Source organism: Mycolicibacterium palauense (assembly GCF_002592005.1).
Lineage (GTDB): Bacteria > Actinomycetota > Actinomycetes > Mycobacteriales > Mycobacteriaceae > Mycobacterium > Mycobacterium palauense.
In genome coordinates this window covers 15,514-31,127 of sequence record NZ_NVQF01000041.1, presented here as the reverse complement: position 1 = coordinate 31,127, position 15,614 = coordinate 15,514, and the positions used below count along the sequence as shown (strand labels likewise).

Genomic DNA, 15,614 nt, shown 5'->3' with positions numbered 1-15,614 from the left:
TTTATGCGCTCCATCTGGAAGGGATCGATCGCCTTCGGGCTCGTCAACGTGCCCGTCAAGGTGTACAGCGCCACCGAGGACCACGACATCAAGTTCCATCAGGTGCACGCCAAGGACAACGGGCGCATCCGCTACAAGCGCGTCTGCGAGGTGTGCGGCGAGGTCGTCGAGTACCGCGACATCGCCCGCGCCTACGAGTCCGACGACGGCCGCAGCGTGGTCATCACCGACGACGATATCGCGACGCTGCCCGAGGAGCGCAGCCGCGAGATCGAGGTGCTCGAATTCGTGCCCGCCGAGCAGATCGACCCCATCATGTACGACCGCAGCTACTTTCTGGAGCCGGATTCGAAGTCCTCGAAGTCCTATGTGCTGCTGGCGAAGACGCTGATGGAGACCGACCGGATCGCGATCGTGCATTTCGCGCTGCGCAGCAAGACCCGGCTGGCGGCCCTGCGGGTCAAGGACTTCAGCAAGCGCGAAGTGATGGTGGTGCACACCCTGCTGTGGCCCGACGAGATCCGCGACCCCGACTTCCCCGTCCTGGACCAGAAGGTGGAGCTCAAGCCCTCGGAGTTGAAGATGGCCGGTCAGGTCGTCGACTCGATGGCCGAGGACTTCAACCCCGACCAGTTCCACGACGACTATCAGGAGCAGCTCCGCGAGCTGGTCGAGGCGAAACTCGAGGGCGGCGAGGCGTTCACCGTCGAGGAGCAACCGACCGAACTCGACGAGACCGAGGACGTCTCGGACCTGCTGGCCAAACTGGAGGCCAGCGTGAAGAAGCGGCAGGCCTCCGGAGAGTCGGGCGCCTCGCCGGACGCGAAGGCACCGGCCCGAAAGACACCGGCCAAGAAAGCACCGGCCAAGAAGACACCGGCCAAGGAGGCTGCCAGGAAATGACCACCGACGCCGGCAAGGCCGCCGGGCCCCGGGAGCGCCTCATCGCCAACGCCATCGCCATGGTCCAGGAGCGCGGGGTGCACGCGACCGGCCTGGCGGACCTGCTGCGGCGCAGCGCGGCGGCGCGCAACTCGATCTACCAGCATTTTCCGGGTGGCAAGACCGAACTGATGGTCGCGGTCACCCAGGCCGCCGGAGCCTCGACGGCCCGGCGCATCGACACCTACGCCGAGTCGGCCGCGCCCGCGGAGATGGTGCGCGCCATGATCGCGATGTGGGTGCGGGCGCTCGACGCCGCCGACTACGACACCGGATGCCCCATCGCGGCGGCGGCGCTGGCGGGGCCCGACGAACCGGAGATCACCGAGGCGGCCGCGCACGCGTTCGCGCTGCTGCGGGAACGCATCGAGGTCTCGCTGCGCCGCCATCCCGAGATTCCGGGCGACCCGGCGGCGCTGGCCTCGTTCTGCGTCAGCGCGATCGAGGGCGGCCTGTTGCAGGCCCGCGCGCAGCGTTCGCCGCAGCCACTGCGCGACGTGGAGGCCGAACTGGCGCGGCGGCTCGCGGTCACCCGGCCAGCAGGTTGACCGCCCGGCCGAAAACACCCGGCAGGGCGCGGCAGACCGGCACCACGGCTCGCCGCCCGCCGGTGGTCGCGGTCCCCACCACCAATCCCCTGGTGAGCAACCGGTAGCGGCGGGTCACCCGGCGCCATTCGCGCTCATAGGATTCCGGCCGGCCGGCACTGAGCGCGCAGACGGCGACGCCGGCCTGCTTGACCGCCAGGCTGACACCTTCCCCGGTCAGGGCGTCCTCGTAGCCGGCGGCGTCACCGACGAGCAGCACCCGGCCCGCCACGCGCCGTGACACCACCTGCCGCAGCGGTCCGCAGCCGCGTTCGGCGGTGTGCGCGGCGCCGGCCAGCCGCCGGGCCAACCCCGGAAACCAGTCGAGGTCGGGACGGTGGCGGCTCAGGATCGCCACCCCCACCAGATCGGGTTCCACGGGCGTCACGTAGGCCTCGCCCCACGGCGACCAGTAGACCTCGACGAACTCCGACCACGGTGCGATCCGGTAGTGCCGGCGCACGCCGAACCGGCGCGGTGTGCCGACCACCGTGGGAATGCCGACCGCCCGGCGCACCGCGGAATGCAGACCGTCGGCTCCGATCAGATAGCGGGCCCGCACGCCCGCCGCACGCACGCCGGTGGGGTCCTGGACGACCTCGGTCACCTTCTGCGGGATCCACTCGGTGTCCAGTTCTTTGGCGCGGGAAGCCAGGGCCGCGTGCAGCGTCGTACGCCGGACCCCACGACCGGGGCCGGCGTCGAAACACGCCTCGGCACGTCGTTCGCCATCGAGATAGGCGATGCCCCGCAACGGCACTCCCGCCGGATCCACCCCCAGCGCCGTCAGCGCCCGCAGGCCCCCCGGCATCAACCCCTCGCCGCACGCCTTGTCGATCGGGCTGTCCCGGGGTTCGATCACCACCACCGAGAGGCCCCGCGCCCGCGCCGCCAGCGCGGCGGCCAGACCCGCCGGGCCGCCCCCGACGACGAGCAGGTCGACATCGTGCCCGGTCATGGCCCGCTGGTTCCGGATGGCGTGGGGTCGATCGTGGGGTCGGTCGTGGAGTCGGTGTAGCCCAGCGCCGCGTTCTCCACCCGGATCCGCACCGCCAGCAGCGCCGCGTTGGCCACCGTGAAGCACACCGCGGTGACCCAGGCGGTGTGCACCAGCGGCAGGGCGATGCCCTCGATCACCACCGCCACGTAGTTGGGGTGGTGCAGCAGCCGGTAGGGCCCGCGACGCACCAACGGCGCACCGGGCACCACGATCACCAGCGTGTTCCACCGCCGCCCCAGCGTCGCGATGCACCACCAGCGCAGCACCTGGGCCAGTAGCACCACCGCGAGCATCGGCCAGCCCAACCACGGCAGGAACGGCCGCTGGCCCAGCCAGACCTCGAGCACACAGCCCAGCAACAGCGCGGCGTGCAGCGCGACCATGACCGGGTAGTGGCCACGTCCGAACTCCCGGCCACCCCGGGCGAACGCCCAGGCGGCGTTGCGCCGCGAGACGACGAGTTCGGCCACCCGCTCCAGGGCGACCACGACGATCAGCAGGTAGTACACGGGCTCACCACCGCAGCAACACCAGTTCGGAGCAGAAGCCCGGGCCCATCGCAATCATCAACCCGTAGGAGCCCGGCTCCGGCGGCTCGGCCAAGTTGGCGCGCAGCACGTCGAGCACCGAGACCGAGGAGAGGTTACCGTTCTGCCGCAACGACTCCCGGGTCCGGTCCAGGGTGCCGGCCGGCAGCTCCAGCGTGTCCTCGACGGCCTCGATCACCTTGGGGCCGCCGGGGTGGCACACCCAGGTGGCGATGTCGTCCGGGGTCAGTCCGAACTCGTCGAGGAACAGCCGCACGTCTTCGCCGAGGTACTTCTCGGCCACCGTGGGCACGTCCGCCGACAGCACGATCCGGAAACCCTCGGTACCGATCCGCCATCCCATGACGTTCTCGCTGTCGGGGTAGAGCCTGCTGCGGGTGCCCAATACGCGGGGCCCGCCGGTGGCGCGGGCCGCGCCGGTGGCGACGACGGCACCCGCGCCGTCACCGAACAGGCTGGAGGCCACCAGGTTCGCCACCGAGGTGTCGTCACGCTGGATGGTCAGCGAACACAGCTCGACGGCCAGCAGCACGGCCACCTGATCGGGGTAGGCCAGCAGGTAGTCGGTCATCCGGGCCACGCCGGCGGCACCTGCGACGCAGCCCAGCCCGAACAGCGGCACCCGCTTGACATCGGGGCGCAGGCCGATCCGGTTGGCCAGCCGCGCCTCCAATGTCGGCACGGCCAGGCCGGTGACGGTGGTGGAGAACACGATGTCGACGTCGGCGGGATGCAGCGCGGCGCGGTCCAGCGCGGAGAGCAGGGCCCGCTCGGAAAGATCAAGCGCCACTTCGTTGTAGGCCGCGTTGGCCTCGGTGAAGCCGGTCAGTTCCGGGTAGCGCTCCAACGGCAGCGCCAGGTGGCGCGACGCCACTCCGCTCGCCTCCGCGAAGCGTCCGAACTCCTGGCCGGCCAGGCCGGACAGCGCGGAGATCAGTTCCTCCTGGCCGTAGCGGTGCGGCGGAAGCTCCACGACGGCCGATCTGATCGCCGGCTCCGCTGGGGTCGGATTCATCGGCTCACGCTATGGGGTTCGGCGTTCATATGGTCGTCCACCTTTGTCGGCCTCCCCTGCTGCCATGCTATGCCTATCGCGCCACCGGCGACCGCCGCTCAGCACTAGAACCTGTTCTAAAAACCTTGCGCAATGCGGTCCGCGGAGGACCGCGGAGTTGTTAGCGTGGCTTCCCGTGATCCTTGACAGATTCCGCCTCGACGATCAGGTGGCGGTGGTCACCGGCGCCGGCCGGGGCCTGGGCGCGGCGATCGCGATCGCCTTCGCCGAGGCCGGTGCCGACGTCGTGATCGCCTCGCGCACAGCGACAGAACTCGACGCCGTGGCCGAGCAGATCCGTGGCACCGGCCGGCGTGCCCACGTCGTCGTCGGCGACCTGGCCCATCCGGAGGCGACGGCCGGACTGGCGGGCACCGCGGCGGAGGTGTTCGGCCGACTAGACATCGTCGTCAACAACGTCGGCGGGACGATGCCGGGGGCGCTGCTGGACACCTCCGCGAAGGACCTTCGCAACGCGTTCACCTTCAACGTCTCCACCGCGCACGCCCTGCTCACCGCGGCCGTCCCGATCATGCTCGAGCACTCCGGCGGCGGCAGCGCCATCAACATCACCTCGACGATGGGCCGGCTGGCCGGGCGCGGGTTCGCCGCCTACGGCACCGCCAAGGCCGCCCTGGCGCACTACACCCGGCTGGCAGCGCTGGACCTGTGCCCGCGCATCCGCGTCAACGCCATCGCCCCCGGCTCGATCCTGACCTCGGCGCTCGACGTCGTCGCCGCCAACGAGGAGCTGCGCACCCCGATGGAGAGGGCGACACCGCTGCGCCGCCTGGGCGACCCGGCCGACATCGCCGCCGCGGCGGTCTACCTGGCCTCCCCCGCCGGCAGCTACCTCACAGGAAAGACCCTGGAGGTCGACGGCGGCATCACGTTCCCCAACCTGGACCTACCCCTTCCCGACCTGTAAAGGACATCGGCAGATGGCGATTCGCGTTGCACAGATTGGCACCGGAAACGTGGGCAGGCACGCCCTGACCGCGCTGATCACCAATCCCGACTTCGAGCTCACCGGGGTGTGGGTGTCCTCCCCGGCGAAGGTGGGCCTCGACGCCGGCGAATTGGCCGGCCTCGACGTCACCACCGGGGTCACGGCCACCGACGATCTGGCCGCGGTGCTGGCCGGCGGCCCGCAGTGCGCGGTCTACACCGCGATGGCCGACAACCGGCTGCCCGAGGCGCTGGAGGACTACCGCCGCATCCTGGCCGCCGGGGTCAATGTCGTGGGGAGCGGCCCGGTGTTCCTGCAGTACCCCTACCAGGTGATCCCCGACGAGCTGATCCAGCCGCTGGCCGACGCCGCCCGCGACGGCGGCGCCAGCCTGTTCGTCAACGGGATCGACCCCGGTTTCGCCAATGACCTGTTGCCGCTGGCGCTGACCGGGACCTGTCAGCGGGTAGAGCAGGTCCGTTGCATGGAGATCGTCGACTACGCCACCTACGACAGCGCGACGGTGATGTTCGACGTGATGGGTTTCGGCAGGCCGCTCGACGAGATTCCGCTGCTGCTGCAGACCGGGGTGCTGAGCATGGCGTGGGGTTCGGTGGTGCGGCAGCTGGCGGCGGGGCTGGGCATCACCCTCGACGCGGTCGAGGAGATCTATGTCCGGGAACCGGCCCCGGAGGCGTTCGACATCGCCGCCGGGCATATCGACAAGGGCACCGCGGCGGCGTTGCGCTTCGAGGTGCGCGGCATGGTGGACGGGCAGGCCGCCGTCGTCCTCGAGCATGTGACCCGGCTGCGCGAGGACCTGTGCCCGGACTGGCCGCAACCGGCCCAACCCGGCGGCTCCTACCGGGTCGAGATCACCGGCGAGCCCTCGTACGCGTTGGACCTGTGCCTGGGCAGTCCCCACGGCGACCACAACCATGCGGGCCTGGTTGCGACGGCGATGCGGGTGGTCAACGCCATCCCGGCGGTGGTCGCCGCGCCGCCCGGCATCACCAGCATGCTCGACTTACCATTGGTGACGGGCAAAGGGTTATACGCTGCTCAGTGATGCGCTGTAATCGTGCGGTGTGAAATCGGCTGAAAGGGAATCCGATGATGAAGAGAACTGCGGGCGCGCTGGCCGGGCTGCTGTTCGCCGGCGGGGTTGCGATGGCAGTTGCTCCCGTCGCCGCGGCGGAACCAGGGGCCAACGAGCCGCTGATGCCGAGCTGTGAAGGAACCGAGAGCGGCGGAGGCGGCGAGCAGGGCGGCGCCACCACCGAATGCACCGACCCGGGCAATGCACAGCTGTCCTCCACTCCGTCGGTCTACGCCTTCCCGTGGGAGGGCTGGGGCGGCGGCATGTGGTTCATGTGATCCACGGCTGACCCGAACGGGAACGGCGCGGCGACATCGCGTGATGTCGCCGCGCCGTTTCCGTCTGCGCTCCTCACGCAGCGCCCGGGGGTTGCCACCGGCATATTTTCGTTTATCCTAACTTTTTGATTCGACGTGCAGGAACGAAAGCGGGGGCGGGTTGACACAGCGCGTGCGTTCACCGCGCCGGATGCCCCGCCGGATGCCGTCGATCTACCTGCTCGGGCCGGCCTTCGTCGCGGCCATCGCCTACGTCGACCCCGGCAACGTCGCCGCGAATGTCAGCGCCGGTGCGCAATTCGGCTTCCTGCTGCTGTGGGTGATCGTGCTGGCCAACCTGATGGCCAGCCTGATTCAGTACCTGTCGGCCAAGCTGGGCCTGGTCACCGGCCGCTCGCTGCCCGAAACCGTCGCCGAACGCACCGGTCGCCCGACCCGCATCCTGTACTGGCTGCAGGCCGAACTGGTGGCGATGGCCACCGATCTGGCCGAGGTGGTCGGCGGAGCGCTGGCCCTGTACCTGTTGTTCGATCTGCCGCTGCTGCTCGGCGGCATCATCACCGGCGCGGTGTCGCTGATGCTGCTGGCCGTTCAGAGCCGCCGCGGCCAGCGGACTTTCGAAACCGTCGTCGTCGGGCTACTGGCCGTCATCGCGATCGGCTTCCTCAGCAGCCTCGTCGTCGCGCCGCCGCCCGTCGACGAGATGGTCGCCGGCCTGGTGCCGCGCTTCGAGGGCGCCGAGAGCGTCCTGTTGGCCTCGGCGATGCTGGGGGCGACCCTGATGCCGCACGCGGTCTACCTGCATTCCGGGTTGACCCGCGACCGGCACGGCCACCCCGAGCCCGGGCCGCAGCGGCGGCGCCTGTTGCGCGCCACCCGCTGGGACGTCGCGTTGGCGATGGTGCTGGCCGGGGCGGTGAACATCGGGATGCTGCTGGTGGCCGCGACCAACCTGCGCGGCCGGGAGAACACCGATTCCATCGAGGGCGCCTACGACGCGGTGCGCGACAGCCTGGGACCGACGGTCGCGCTGTTGTTCGCCGTCGGCCTGCTGGCCTCGGGGCTGGCCTCCACCTCGGTGGGGGCCTACGCGGGCGCGATGATCATGCAGGGCCTGCTGAAGGTCTCGGTGCCGATGCTGCTGCGCCGGCTGGTGACGCTGCTGCCGGCCCTGGTGGTCCTGGCGGTGGGATTCGACCCCAGTCGCGCCCTGGTGCTCTCGCAGGTGGTGCTGTCCTTCGGGATCCCGTTCGCGCTGATTCCGCTGGTGCGGATGACCAACGACGCGACCCTGATGGGCGAGGACGTCAACCGTCGTGTGACCACCACGCTCGGCTGGGTGATCGCCGCGGTGATTAGTCTGCTGAACATGCTGTTGATCTATCTGACGGTGACCGGTAGCTAGGAATTGGGTTCCGACCTGGGGATTCGGCGCATATTCGCTGTTCCCTGTAACCGGACAGCGCTCCATGTCAAGATAGATGCATGGAGAAGAGTTTGCTGGATCTGCCCGAGATGTTGAAGTCGTGGCGCCTGGCGCTGCGCGCCGAGCGCAAGTCGCCTGCCACCGTCAAGTCCTACTCCGAGGGCGTCACCGCATTCCTCAGGTGGTGCGACCGAACCGGCACCCCCGCCGAACTGACCAAGGCGAACGTTCAGACGTTCGTGACCGACCTCCTCGACAGCGGCCAGCAGCCCAGGACGGCCACGGCACGCCTAACCGGAATCCGGCGGTTCTCGGCGTGGCTGACTGAGGAAGGCGAGCTGAGCGCTGACCCCCTGCTCGGTGTGAAGCAGCCGAAACTGGACCGACCGGTGGTCGAGCCCTTGAGTGATGATGAACTTCGAGCGCTCATCAAGGCCTGCCAGGGCAAGAACTTCACCGACCGCCGCGATGAGGCCATCGTGCGGCTGATGGCAGAAACGGGGATGCGCGCCAGCGAGGTCACGGGGATGGATATCGCGGACCTCGATCTGGATCGCGGCCAGGCCCTCGTTCGGCGTGGAAAGGGTGGCAAAGGCCGGATAGTGTCGTTCGGCCCCCAGACCGGCCAGGCCATCGACCGGTATCTACGTATGCGCCGCAGCCACCGCATGGCCGACGGGGGCAAGCTGTGGCTCGGCGCCGACAATTGGCGGGACTTCCGTTACTACGGCCTGCGGCACGCACTCGTTGGGCGAGCAGAGCGGGCCGGGATCAAGGACTTCTATCCGCACAAAATGAGGCACACGGCCGCGACCCGATGGCTTCGTGCCGGTGGCTCGGAGGGCGGACTGATGACCACCGCTGGATGGTCGTCACGGGCGATGCTCGACCGCTACACCGCTGCCAGCGCAGCCGAGCGGGCCGCCGCCGAGGCGCAGAAGTTGGGCCTGGGCGACATCTAGGCCCGGCGCCGCCGCGCCTGGGCGGACTTCAGCGCCAAGCGCTTGTAGTAGGCGCTCTTGGCATTCTCTGCCCGGCGAGCGCGTTCCCACGGGGTGAGCACGCCCTGTGGGTCCACCTCACGTTCAAACTTCGCCATCATCGCCGCCCGCGCAGGGGCGGTGCGGGCGGCCCGGTCGTGAGTCTTTGCCCATGACTGGTGCGAGGCGATGCTCGCGAGCGTGGCTCGCTCCCGGGTCCGCTGCGCGGTGAACTCTTTGTCGCTCATAGCCGTAAACGTATGGCCTCCCTGTAACCCCTGGTCAGGGCACGTTTACCCGCCAGTGCGCACTCCCTGTAACCCCCTTTGCCGGGCGTCTAATCTGGAAACGGTTGACCGGCGGGTGCAGCTCGCCGACGATCTGGGAAGTTTGCTGCTATACTGAGGGTGAGGGCAAATGCAGCGCATGTTGGAGACGCGCATCGTTGCTGGCAGGGAGTACGCGGTGTACTCGCTGCCCACTGTCCCGCCACCTCCGCACCGCGACCGCATACGTAAGCGTCGCCGTCGCGGATTCAGGGGAATTAACAAGTAAGCACCAAATCGACTGGTGCACAACTTAAAATCCCACGGCTAGCAGCCGGGGAGTGTGCAGGGGCTGCCATCGTCGGGATGACAGAAGGCCATCACCTTGCCGATACATCCGTCAGACGGGGACAGTTCCCTGTGCCCTGAAGAGCCTTGCATGTGTGCGGCCCTCCGTTGAATCGGAGTCGAACCGGGAACCGGAGCACGGAGCGATCCGTGAGGGCACGGCCAGGACGATGTGAGGTACCTGGATACATCCGATTGGTGACACCAGGAACGCCCAAGCTGGAGCCGGAGCGTTCATCAAGAGCTGGCGCCCAAGTGCCCGCCCCAGCCCCATGGGGGGCAAGGGTCTATTCCCCTCCGGGATCGGTGCAACCAGACATTGAGTGCATGGAGGGGATGTTCGGGTTCTTCTCAGTATCTCCATGACTAAAACGTGTTGTACGCCAATGACTTTAGGAGCAGAGCATGGCACATGACGAGATGATGAATGTTCAGCAGGTCGCCGAAGCGTTGGGCGTGCGGGTCGAGACGATTCACAAGATGCGGGTCGCCGGTAAGGGCCCACTTGGACATCGTCGGGGCGCACGGCTGGTCTTTCGGGCCGCTGATGTTGAGGCGTTCCTGGAGCGTGAACGTGGCCGCACCCTGCGCGGCGAGGGACTGCCCGAGTGACGGACTGGCAGACGGGGACCGCTCGGGTGCTCAACGTTCGCGGCGGCTACGTGATCGTTAGCTGCCCGCACTGCCGGGCTCGCCACGCCCACAAGACCACAGCCATCGGCAGCCGTGAGATTGTCGCCGCATGCCACACCCCGGCCCGGCCACGCAGCTACGCGATTCCCGCGAACGGCAGCAGTTGAGCGTCGATCCACCACCCTGGCTGGCCACCGTCCCCGCACTGGGGCCCGAGATCGGGCCCGGCGTTCCCCGGGCCCGGGGACACCGCGGCCTGGCCGGGCTGGCCATGGCGCACACCGGAACCACCCGGGCGGTCGAACTCGATGCAAAACACGTCGACCCCGCTACCCAGGTCACCTGGACCCAGCCACCACCACCTGAGACGGGCACGATCAAAGCGGCGCCCTCGGTCGGGTCGATGGCAGCCCGACACCGGTGCCCATACACATCAGTCGGCGACGCCGCCGCTCACCTGAAAAGGACATGAAGTTGACCAACATCGACACCGATGAATACCAGGCTTCGCCCCGCAGCACAGACCCAGCCGACCTTCTCATCGAAGCGCGCATCGCAATCCGCTACCTCAAGGAGATGCTGGCCGCGCGGGACCGTGAAGTCGAACGCCTCCAAGCCGAGGTCAACGCGATGTACCGCGAGGCGGCACTCGCCCAGTGATCCCGCGTCCCTGCATCTCATGTGGTGAACTCATCGAGTCCGGTAGCCGCTGCCCTGCCTGCACACCCAAACGGGCCTGGGACGGCAAAACCCGGGCTGAGCGACACCGCCCAGCAGCATGGGACCGGCTCAGCAAGCGCCTGCGGCGCGAGTCCCCCTTCTGCGAATCATGCGGCGCTACCGCAGATCTCGTCGTTGATCACGTGATCCCCGTGTCCGTGGCGCCGGAACTCGCACTGGCACCAGAAAACTGCCGCGTCCTCTGCCGATCCGAGAACGCCTCTCGCCGTGCAACATACACGCAGGACGAGGCACGACAAGTAATCGACAGGCTCGAGGCCAGTCAACAGCGGCGACCGACCCGAGCCGGACGGCAACGCATCGAAGCCGCACGCCGAGCCGCAGCCACCAGCGCAAACGCCGACACGCACGCCTGACAGCCACACAGGCGGACGCAAACACCCTCACTGGTGTATCCCATCAGGACCGCCAGCAAACACCGCTCAGCATGGCAGATGGACGGCAAAGACCAGGGGAGGGCCCCTGCGGCTGCCCTCCCGGCACAGATCGTGCAAAGCGCGGAGGGCGTCGTTAGCACTTTTCCCAGCTCACACCACAAATCCTGATTTGGAGTTTTACCGATGGCGCGACCCAGGGCCGTGGACGACAGTTCGCTGCCGTGGCGCCCTCCAAAGGGCCCGAAGTCGGAGCAGTTCGCCTACTTCGCCCGGCGGTTTCTGAAAGTCGGCAAGGGAGACCAAAAGCTCAAGCCTCTGGAGCTGCGGGACTGGCAGATGGCCATCGTCCGCGACATCCTGGATTCTCCAACACGTCTGGCGTGCTTGATGATTGGCCGCGGTAACGGCAAGTCGTCGTTGCTGGCAGCCATCGCGACCTACGAGTTCTTCACCTACGGCGAGTCGGCCAACGTCGTGATCTGCGCCAGTGACCAGCGGCAGGCTGGCATCATCTTCGGTATTGCGCGCCGGTTCATCGAGCTGGCTCCCGAGCTGGAGGCCCGCTGCCAGATCGCGGCCGAGAAGATCTTCATCCCGCATTCGAACTCATCCATGGTGTGCCTCCCAGCAGATCCGAAATCGCTTGAGGGCCTCGACTATTCGAGCTGCTACTTGGACGAGTGCGGCGTCGTGTCACGCGACACCTACGAAGTGCTATTGCTCGCACAGGGAAAGCGCCCATCCTCCCGCCTGGTCGCTGCCGGTACCCCGCCGCCGAACCCCCGGGATTCGGTGCTGACCGATCTGCGGGGCCTGCACCGTGACCTGGGCGACGAAGCGCTTGTTTACCGCGAGTTCAGCTCCGATGACTTCCAGCACCACCCGGTCGGATGCCTGCACTGCGCGCAGTTGGCCAACCCTGCGCTCGGGGACTTCCTGGCGCCGGATGCGCTCAAGCTGTCGCGAGGCACCCGGGAAAACACGTTCAGGCGCCAGAGATTGGCACAGTTCGTGGAGGATAACGAGTCGCCATTCCTCGACGCGGAGACATGGGACGGCCTGGGTACCGGCAGGGGCATCCCCGACGGCGCCGAAGTGGTCCTGGCCGTCGACGCCAGCCTGAAGGACGACAGCACGGCCATCGTGGTGGGAACGCCGACTCCGCGCCCGCACTTCGACGCCTACCGGGTATGGCAGCGGCCCGCCGGTCACGACGGCTGGCGCGTCGACGTCCTCGCCGTGGAGGACGCGATCAGAGAGGCCGCGAAGCGGTGGAAGATCCGCGAGGTCGCCTACGACCCAGCGTATTTCACTCGTTCGGCGCAGGTGCTCGCCAACGAGGGGTTGCCGATGGTGGAGTTCACCCAGAACCCGGCGCGACTCACCCCGGCCACCAACGATCTGCACGCAGCCGCGATGAACGGCCTGTTCACACATTCCGGCGATGAGGATCTGCGCCGCCACGTCCTGGCCGCGACCGTGCGCGAGTCTGACAAGGGCATCAGACTGGCCAAGGCGTCACGGTCGAAGCATGCCCCGAAGATTGATCTTGCTGCGGCCCTGGTGTTCTGCCATTCGCGGTGTTCGTGGCTGGCGACCCGCCCCACCCGCAAGCGACGACGTGTGATTGGAACTCGATGAACTCGAAGCTACTGGACACCCTGCTCAAGGAACTGGACGCACCCCGGGCCCGGTTTGAGGAGCTGTATCGCTACTCCACGGGCACCCAGCGTCAGGCGTTCCTGTCCGAGGACAGCCGCAAGGCCCTCGACTCGCACCTGTACCGGCTGGCGATCAACATCCCAAGCCTTGCCGTGTCGAGTCTAGTGGAGCGGCTGCGCATCTCGGGCTTCAGCGACCAGCGCGCCACCGAACTGTTCCGCTCCACTGACCTAGACCAGACCTCTGCCGAGGCGATGGCCGACGCCCTCACCTACGGGTCAGGGTACGTGCTGGTGTGGTCGCAGGACGGCAGGCCGACCGCCACCGTGGAAGACCCCCGCCAGTGCGCCGTCATCCGCGACCCCGCCAACCGCACCGTGGTGGCCGGAATCAAGCGGTACCACACCGCGACGACCACCGAGGCCTACATCTACGGGCCGACCACCGTCGAGCACTGGTCGGCGCCCACGACCGGGGGCACCACCTACGCGCTGGTGGAAACCATCGACCACGATCTGGGCCGAGTCCCGCTGGTGCCCATCGGCACCGGGCGCAGCGAAATCGATGACCTGAAGGGTCCGGTCGACGCGCTCAACAAAGTCATCCTCTCCATGCTCGTCGGCGTGCACCGTGCAGGATTCGGACGTTCATGGTCCACCGGCCTAGAACTGACCGAGAAGCCGATCCTGAACTCCGAGGGAGATCCGATCCTCGACTCTGACGGCCAGCCGATGGTGGAAGTCGTGAGCCCGATTGAGGACATCTCGACGTTGCCGATGGCCATCTCCGAGAGCAGCGAAACGAAGTTCGGCAACTTCACCGAGCCCACCCTCTCGGGCTTCGAAACCGCGGTACGGGTGATTGTTTCGCAGATCATGGCGGTATCGGCACTGCCAAGCCACTACCTGGGAATCCTGACCTCACAGCCCACATCCGCCGACGCGCTGCGCGCCAGCGAAGCATCCCTGGTCGCCCGTGTCGAGCAGCGGCAGCAGGCGTTTGGAAGATCCTGGGAGCAAATAGGTCGGCTACTCGTTGCGGTAGACACCGGGGCCGACCCCGCTAGCATTCCGCTTCGTGTGAATTGGGCACCCGCCGACACCCGCAGCGAAGCTCAGGTCTCCGACAGCGTCACGAAGCTGGTCCAGGCGGGGATTCTGCCGGTGTCCCACGCCCTGCGCCGCCTGGGCTACTCCGACGCCGAGGTCGCCGACATCCTCGCCGACCGGGAGAACGACATCGCCAGCGGCATCCGGGCTGATGTCGACCGATACACCCGAACCATCACTGAACGTGGATAACGGAAGGAACAACGTGCCCAAGACTGATGATGCCCCAGACGCCCCGCAGGCCGACGAACAGACCGACCCCGAGGTCGTCACACCGGGGGACGACCCGGATGGCGCAGCGGGCGACTCAGAGCCCGACGACGCCGAGCAGACCTACCCCGCCGACGTGGTGCGCAAGCTGCGCGACGAGAACGCCAAGCACCGCACCCGCGCCAAGGAGGCCGAGGAACGCGCCGACGAGCTGGCCCGCGCCCTGTTCACGGCCCGCGTCCAGGCCACCGGGAAGCTGGCCGACGCAGGGGATCTCGAGTTCGACGCCGACCTACTCGATGATGCAGATGCCCTCGACGCGGCTATCGATGAGCTGATCGAGAGGCGGCCCCACTACGCGAAGCGCCGCGTCGGTGGAGCTGTCGGGCAGGGGAATCGGGGTAACGCGCCAGCCGCCCCGACGTTCTCGGATCTTCTGCGCACCCACGGATGATAAACTTAGGGTGGCTATATTCGTCCTGGTGGCGAGCGGCTGCTCAAACGGACCCGGCGTCCAACTTCCCACACCCTGCCCCGGCGGCAGTAGTGAAAAGCTCACCACCATAAGGATATTCAACACATGGCAACCCTGAACTCCAATCTCGCCGCAGCGTGGACCCCGGAAGATTACGGCGCCCTGGTCGACACCGTCGTCGCCGCGAAAAGCGTTGCATTTCAGGCCGCGACCGTCATCGGAACGCAGCGCCAATCGATCCGCGTGCCGATTCTGACCGCCGATCCGGCGACCGCCTGGTTCGCTGAGAACTCCACGATCACCCTGGCCGACCCGAGCGCCGGTGAGGTCGAGATCACCCCCACCAAGGTCGCGGGCCGCACGCAGATCTCCAACGAGGCGGCATCCGACTCCGAGCCCGCGGTGGCCGAGCAGATCGGAAACAGCCTGGCCCGCAGCATCGCTAAGGGTGTCGATGCGGCGTTCTTCGCCAACACCACCGTGAACGGGCCCAGCGGTCTGCTGTCGGTGACGACTGAGGTCGTAGACACCGGCGGCGCATGGACCACCCTGGATCACGTCCACGACGCCAAGGCCGCAGCCCTGGCCGAGGGTGCCGAGCTGACCCACATTGTACTCGCCCCGGACGTGGCCCTGGCTCTGGCCAAGGCCAAGCAGGGCACCGACAGCAACGTCGGCCTGTTCGACAACGTCGCCGACGGTGTGCAGCTTGCAGGCATCACCGCGCTGGTGTCGCCACACGTCGCTGCAGGCAACGCCTGGGCAGTCGATTCGTCGCAGGTGCTCGTCGTGCGCCGCACAGGCACTACCGTGGTGACCTCAACCGACGCCGCGTTCGCCGAGGACGCAGTACAGGTTCGTGCCACCTCGCGGGTGGGCTTCGGATTCCCGAACCCAGCGGGCATCGTCCGCCTCTACGAAGCAAGCTGA

Annotated in this window: 18 protein-coding genes and 1 pseudogene; 15 read left to right on the top strand and 4 right to left on the bottom strand. The window is 67.8% G+C overall.

Annotated elements, in window-relative coordinates; all coding sequences use genetic code 11:
• Window positions 1-3: 3 nt before the first annotated feature.
• The 3 genes and pseudogenes from ku (at window position 4) to CSR00_RS16930 (ending at window position 1,490) form a co-directional block, all read left to right on the top strand.
• Window positions 4-903, top strand: a complete 900-nt coding sequence (gene ku / locus CSR00_RS16935; protein WP_099023584.1) for a non-homologous end joining protein Ku — start codon at window positions 4-6, stop codon at window positions 901-903.
• Window positions 900-1,083: pseudogene (locus tag CSR00_RS31810) on the top strand (TetR family transcriptional regulator); the annotation flags it as partial. The gene ku and the pseudogene CSR00_RS31810, both read left to right, overlap by 4 nt.
• Window positions 1,074-1,490, top strand: coding sequence for an LmrA/YxaF family transcription factor (locus CSR00_RS16930; RefSeq protein ID WP_407662463.1), 417 nt, complete (start codon window positions 1,074-1,076; stop codon window positions 1,488-1,490). The pseudogene CSR00_RS31810 and the gene CSR00_RS16930, both read left to right, overlap by 10 nt.
• On the opposite strand, the gene CSR00_RS16925 is transcribed toward CSR00_RS16930, so the two are convergent.
• The 3 genes from CSR00_RS16925 to CSR00_RS16915 are packed head-to-tail and all read right to left on the bottom strand — an operon-like array spanning window position 1,471 to window position 4,092.
• Entirely contained in the window at window positions 1,471-2,487 is a 1,017-nt protein-coding gene (locus CSR00_RS16925; RefSeq protein ID WP_099023582.1) for an NAD(P)/FAD-dependent oxidoreductase, read from the bottom strand. The two genes, CSR00_RS16930 and CSR00_RS16925, sit on opposite strands and share 20 nt — an antisense overlap.
• Window positions 2,484-3,038 (bottom strand): isoprenylcysteine carboxyl methyltransferase family protein, encoded by a 555-nt coding sequence (locus CSR00_RS16920; protein WP_099023581.1) that lies wholly within the window; start codon window positions 3,036-3,038, stop codon window positions 2,484-2,486. The genes CSR00_RS16925 and CSR00_RS16920 overlap by 4 nt, the downstream gene beginning before the upstream one ends.
• Window positions 3,039-3,042: 4 nt before the next feature.
• On the bottom strand, window positions 3,043-4,092 hold the full coding sequence (locus CSR00_RS16915) for a type III polyketide synthase (protein WP_099023580.1): 1,050 nt from the start codon (window positions 4,090-4,092) through the stop codon (window positions 3,043-3,045).
• Window positions 4,093-4,267: 175 nt separating this feature from the next.
• Here CSR00_RS16915 and CSR00_RS16910 point away from each other — a divergent pair, with 175 nt between their 5' ends.
• The 5 genes from CSR00_RS16910 to CSR00_RS16890 all read left to right on the top strand — a co-directional run bounded on the left by CSR00_RS16910 (window position 4,268) and on the right by CSR00_RS16890 (window position 8,845).
• Window positions 4,268-5,059, top strand: a complete 792-nt coding sequence (locus tag CSR00_RS16910) for an SDR family oxidoreductase (RefSeq protein ID WP_099023579.1) — start codon at window positions 4,268-4,270, stop codon at window positions 5,057-5,059.
• A 13-nt stretch (window positions 5,060-5,072) separates the two neighbouring features.
• Window positions 5,073-6,149 (top strand): NAD(P)H-dependent amine dehydrogenase family protein, encoded by a 1,077-nt coding sequence (locus tag CSR00_RS16905; RefSeq protein ID WP_099023578.1) that lies wholly within the window; start codon window positions 5,073-5,075, stop codon window positions 6,147-6,149.
• A gap of 47 nt (window positions 6,150-6,196) precedes the next feature.
• Complete coding sequence (locus CSR00_RS16900; protein WP_099023598.1) at window positions 6,197-6,457, top strand: hypothetical protein; 261 nt, start codon at window positions 6,197-6,199, stop codon at window positions 6,455-6,457.
• Window positions 6,458-6,629: 172 nt separating this feature from the next.
• Window positions 6,630-7,862 (top strand): Nramp family divalent metal transporter, encoded by a 1,233-nt coding sequence (locus tag CSR00_RS16895; protein ID WP_281259728.1) that lies wholly within the window; start codon window positions 6,630-6,632, stop codon window positions 7,860-7,862.
• An 80-nt stretch (window positions 7,863-7,942) separates the two neighbouring features.
• Window positions 7,943-8,845: a tyrosine-type recombinase/integrase gene (locus CSR00_RS16890; protein WP_099023576.1), complete on the top strand. Its 903-nt coding sequence runs from the start codon at window positions 7,943-7,945 to the stop codon at window positions 8,843-8,845.
• Here the strand turns inward: CSR00_RS16890 and CSR00_RS16885 are convergent.
• Window positions 8,842-9,111 carry a hypothetical protein gene (locus CSR00_RS16885; protein WP_099023575.1) on the bottom strand — a complete coding sequence of 90 codons (270 nt, stop codon included), beginning with the start codon at window positions 9,109-9,111 and terminating at the stop codon, window positions 8,842-8,844. The genes CSR00_RS16890 and CSR00_RS16885 overlap by 4 nt on opposite strands.
• A 771-nt stretch (window positions 9,112-9,882) precedes the next feature.
• Here CSR00_RS16885 and CSR00_RS16880 point away from each other — a divergent pair.
• The 7 genes from CSR00_RS16880 to CSR00_RS16850 all read left to right on the top strand — a co-directional run bounded on the left by CSR00_RS16880 (window position 9,883) and on the right by CSR00_RS16850 (window position 15,614).
• Window positions 9,883-10,089: a helix-turn-helix domain-containing protein gene (locus tag CSR00_RS16880; RefSeq protein WP_099023574.1), complete on the top strand. Its 207-nt coding sequence runs from the start codon at window positions 9,883-9,885 to the stop codon at window positions 10,087-10,089.
• 495 nt (window positions 10,090-10,584) lie between these two features.
• Window positions 10,585-10,770 carry a hypothetical protein gene (locus CSR00_RS16875; RefSeq protein ID WP_141564382.1) on the top strand — a complete coding sequence of 62 codons (186 nt, stop codon included), beginning with the start codon at window positions 10,585-10,587 and terminating at the stop codon, window positions 10,768-10,770.
• Window positions 10,767-11,207 (top strand): HNH endonuclease signature motif containing protein, encoded by a 441-nt coding sequence (locus CSR00_RS31805; RefSeq protein WP_099023572.1) that lies wholly within the window; start codon window positions 10,767-10,769, stop codon window positions 11,205-11,207. The genes CSR00_RS16875 and CSR00_RS31805 overlap by 4 nt, the downstream gene beginning before the upstream one ends.
• 222 nt (window positions 11,208-11,429) lie before the next feature.
• Window positions 11,430-12,869 carry a terminase TerL endonuclease subunit gene (locus CSR00_RS16865; RefSeq protein ID WP_328514722.1) on the top strand — a complete coding sequence of 480 codons (1,440 nt, stop codon included), beginning with the start codon at window positions 11,430-11,432 and terminating at the stop codon, window positions 12,867-12,869.
• Entirely contained in the window at window positions 12,866-14,191 is a 1,326-nt protein-coding gene (locus CSR00_RS16860; RefSeq protein ID WP_099023570.1) for a phage portal protein, read from the top strand. Before CSR00_RS16865 ends, CSR00_RS16860 begins: the two co-directional genes overlap by 4 nt.
• A gap of 13 nt (window positions 14,192-14,204) precedes the next feature.
• A complete protein-coding gene (locus tag CSR00_RS16855; RefSeq protein ID WP_099023569.1) occupies window positions 14,205-14,663 on the top strand; it encodes a hypothetical protein in 459 nt (152 codons plus the stop codon).
• A 126-nt stretch (window positions 14,664-14,789) separates the two neighbouring features.
• Window positions 14,790-15,614 (top strand): phage major capsid protein, encoded by an 825-nt coding sequence (locus CSR00_RS16850; RefSeq protein ID WP_099023568.1) that lies wholly within the window; start codon window positions 14,790-14,792, stop codon window positions 15,612-15,614.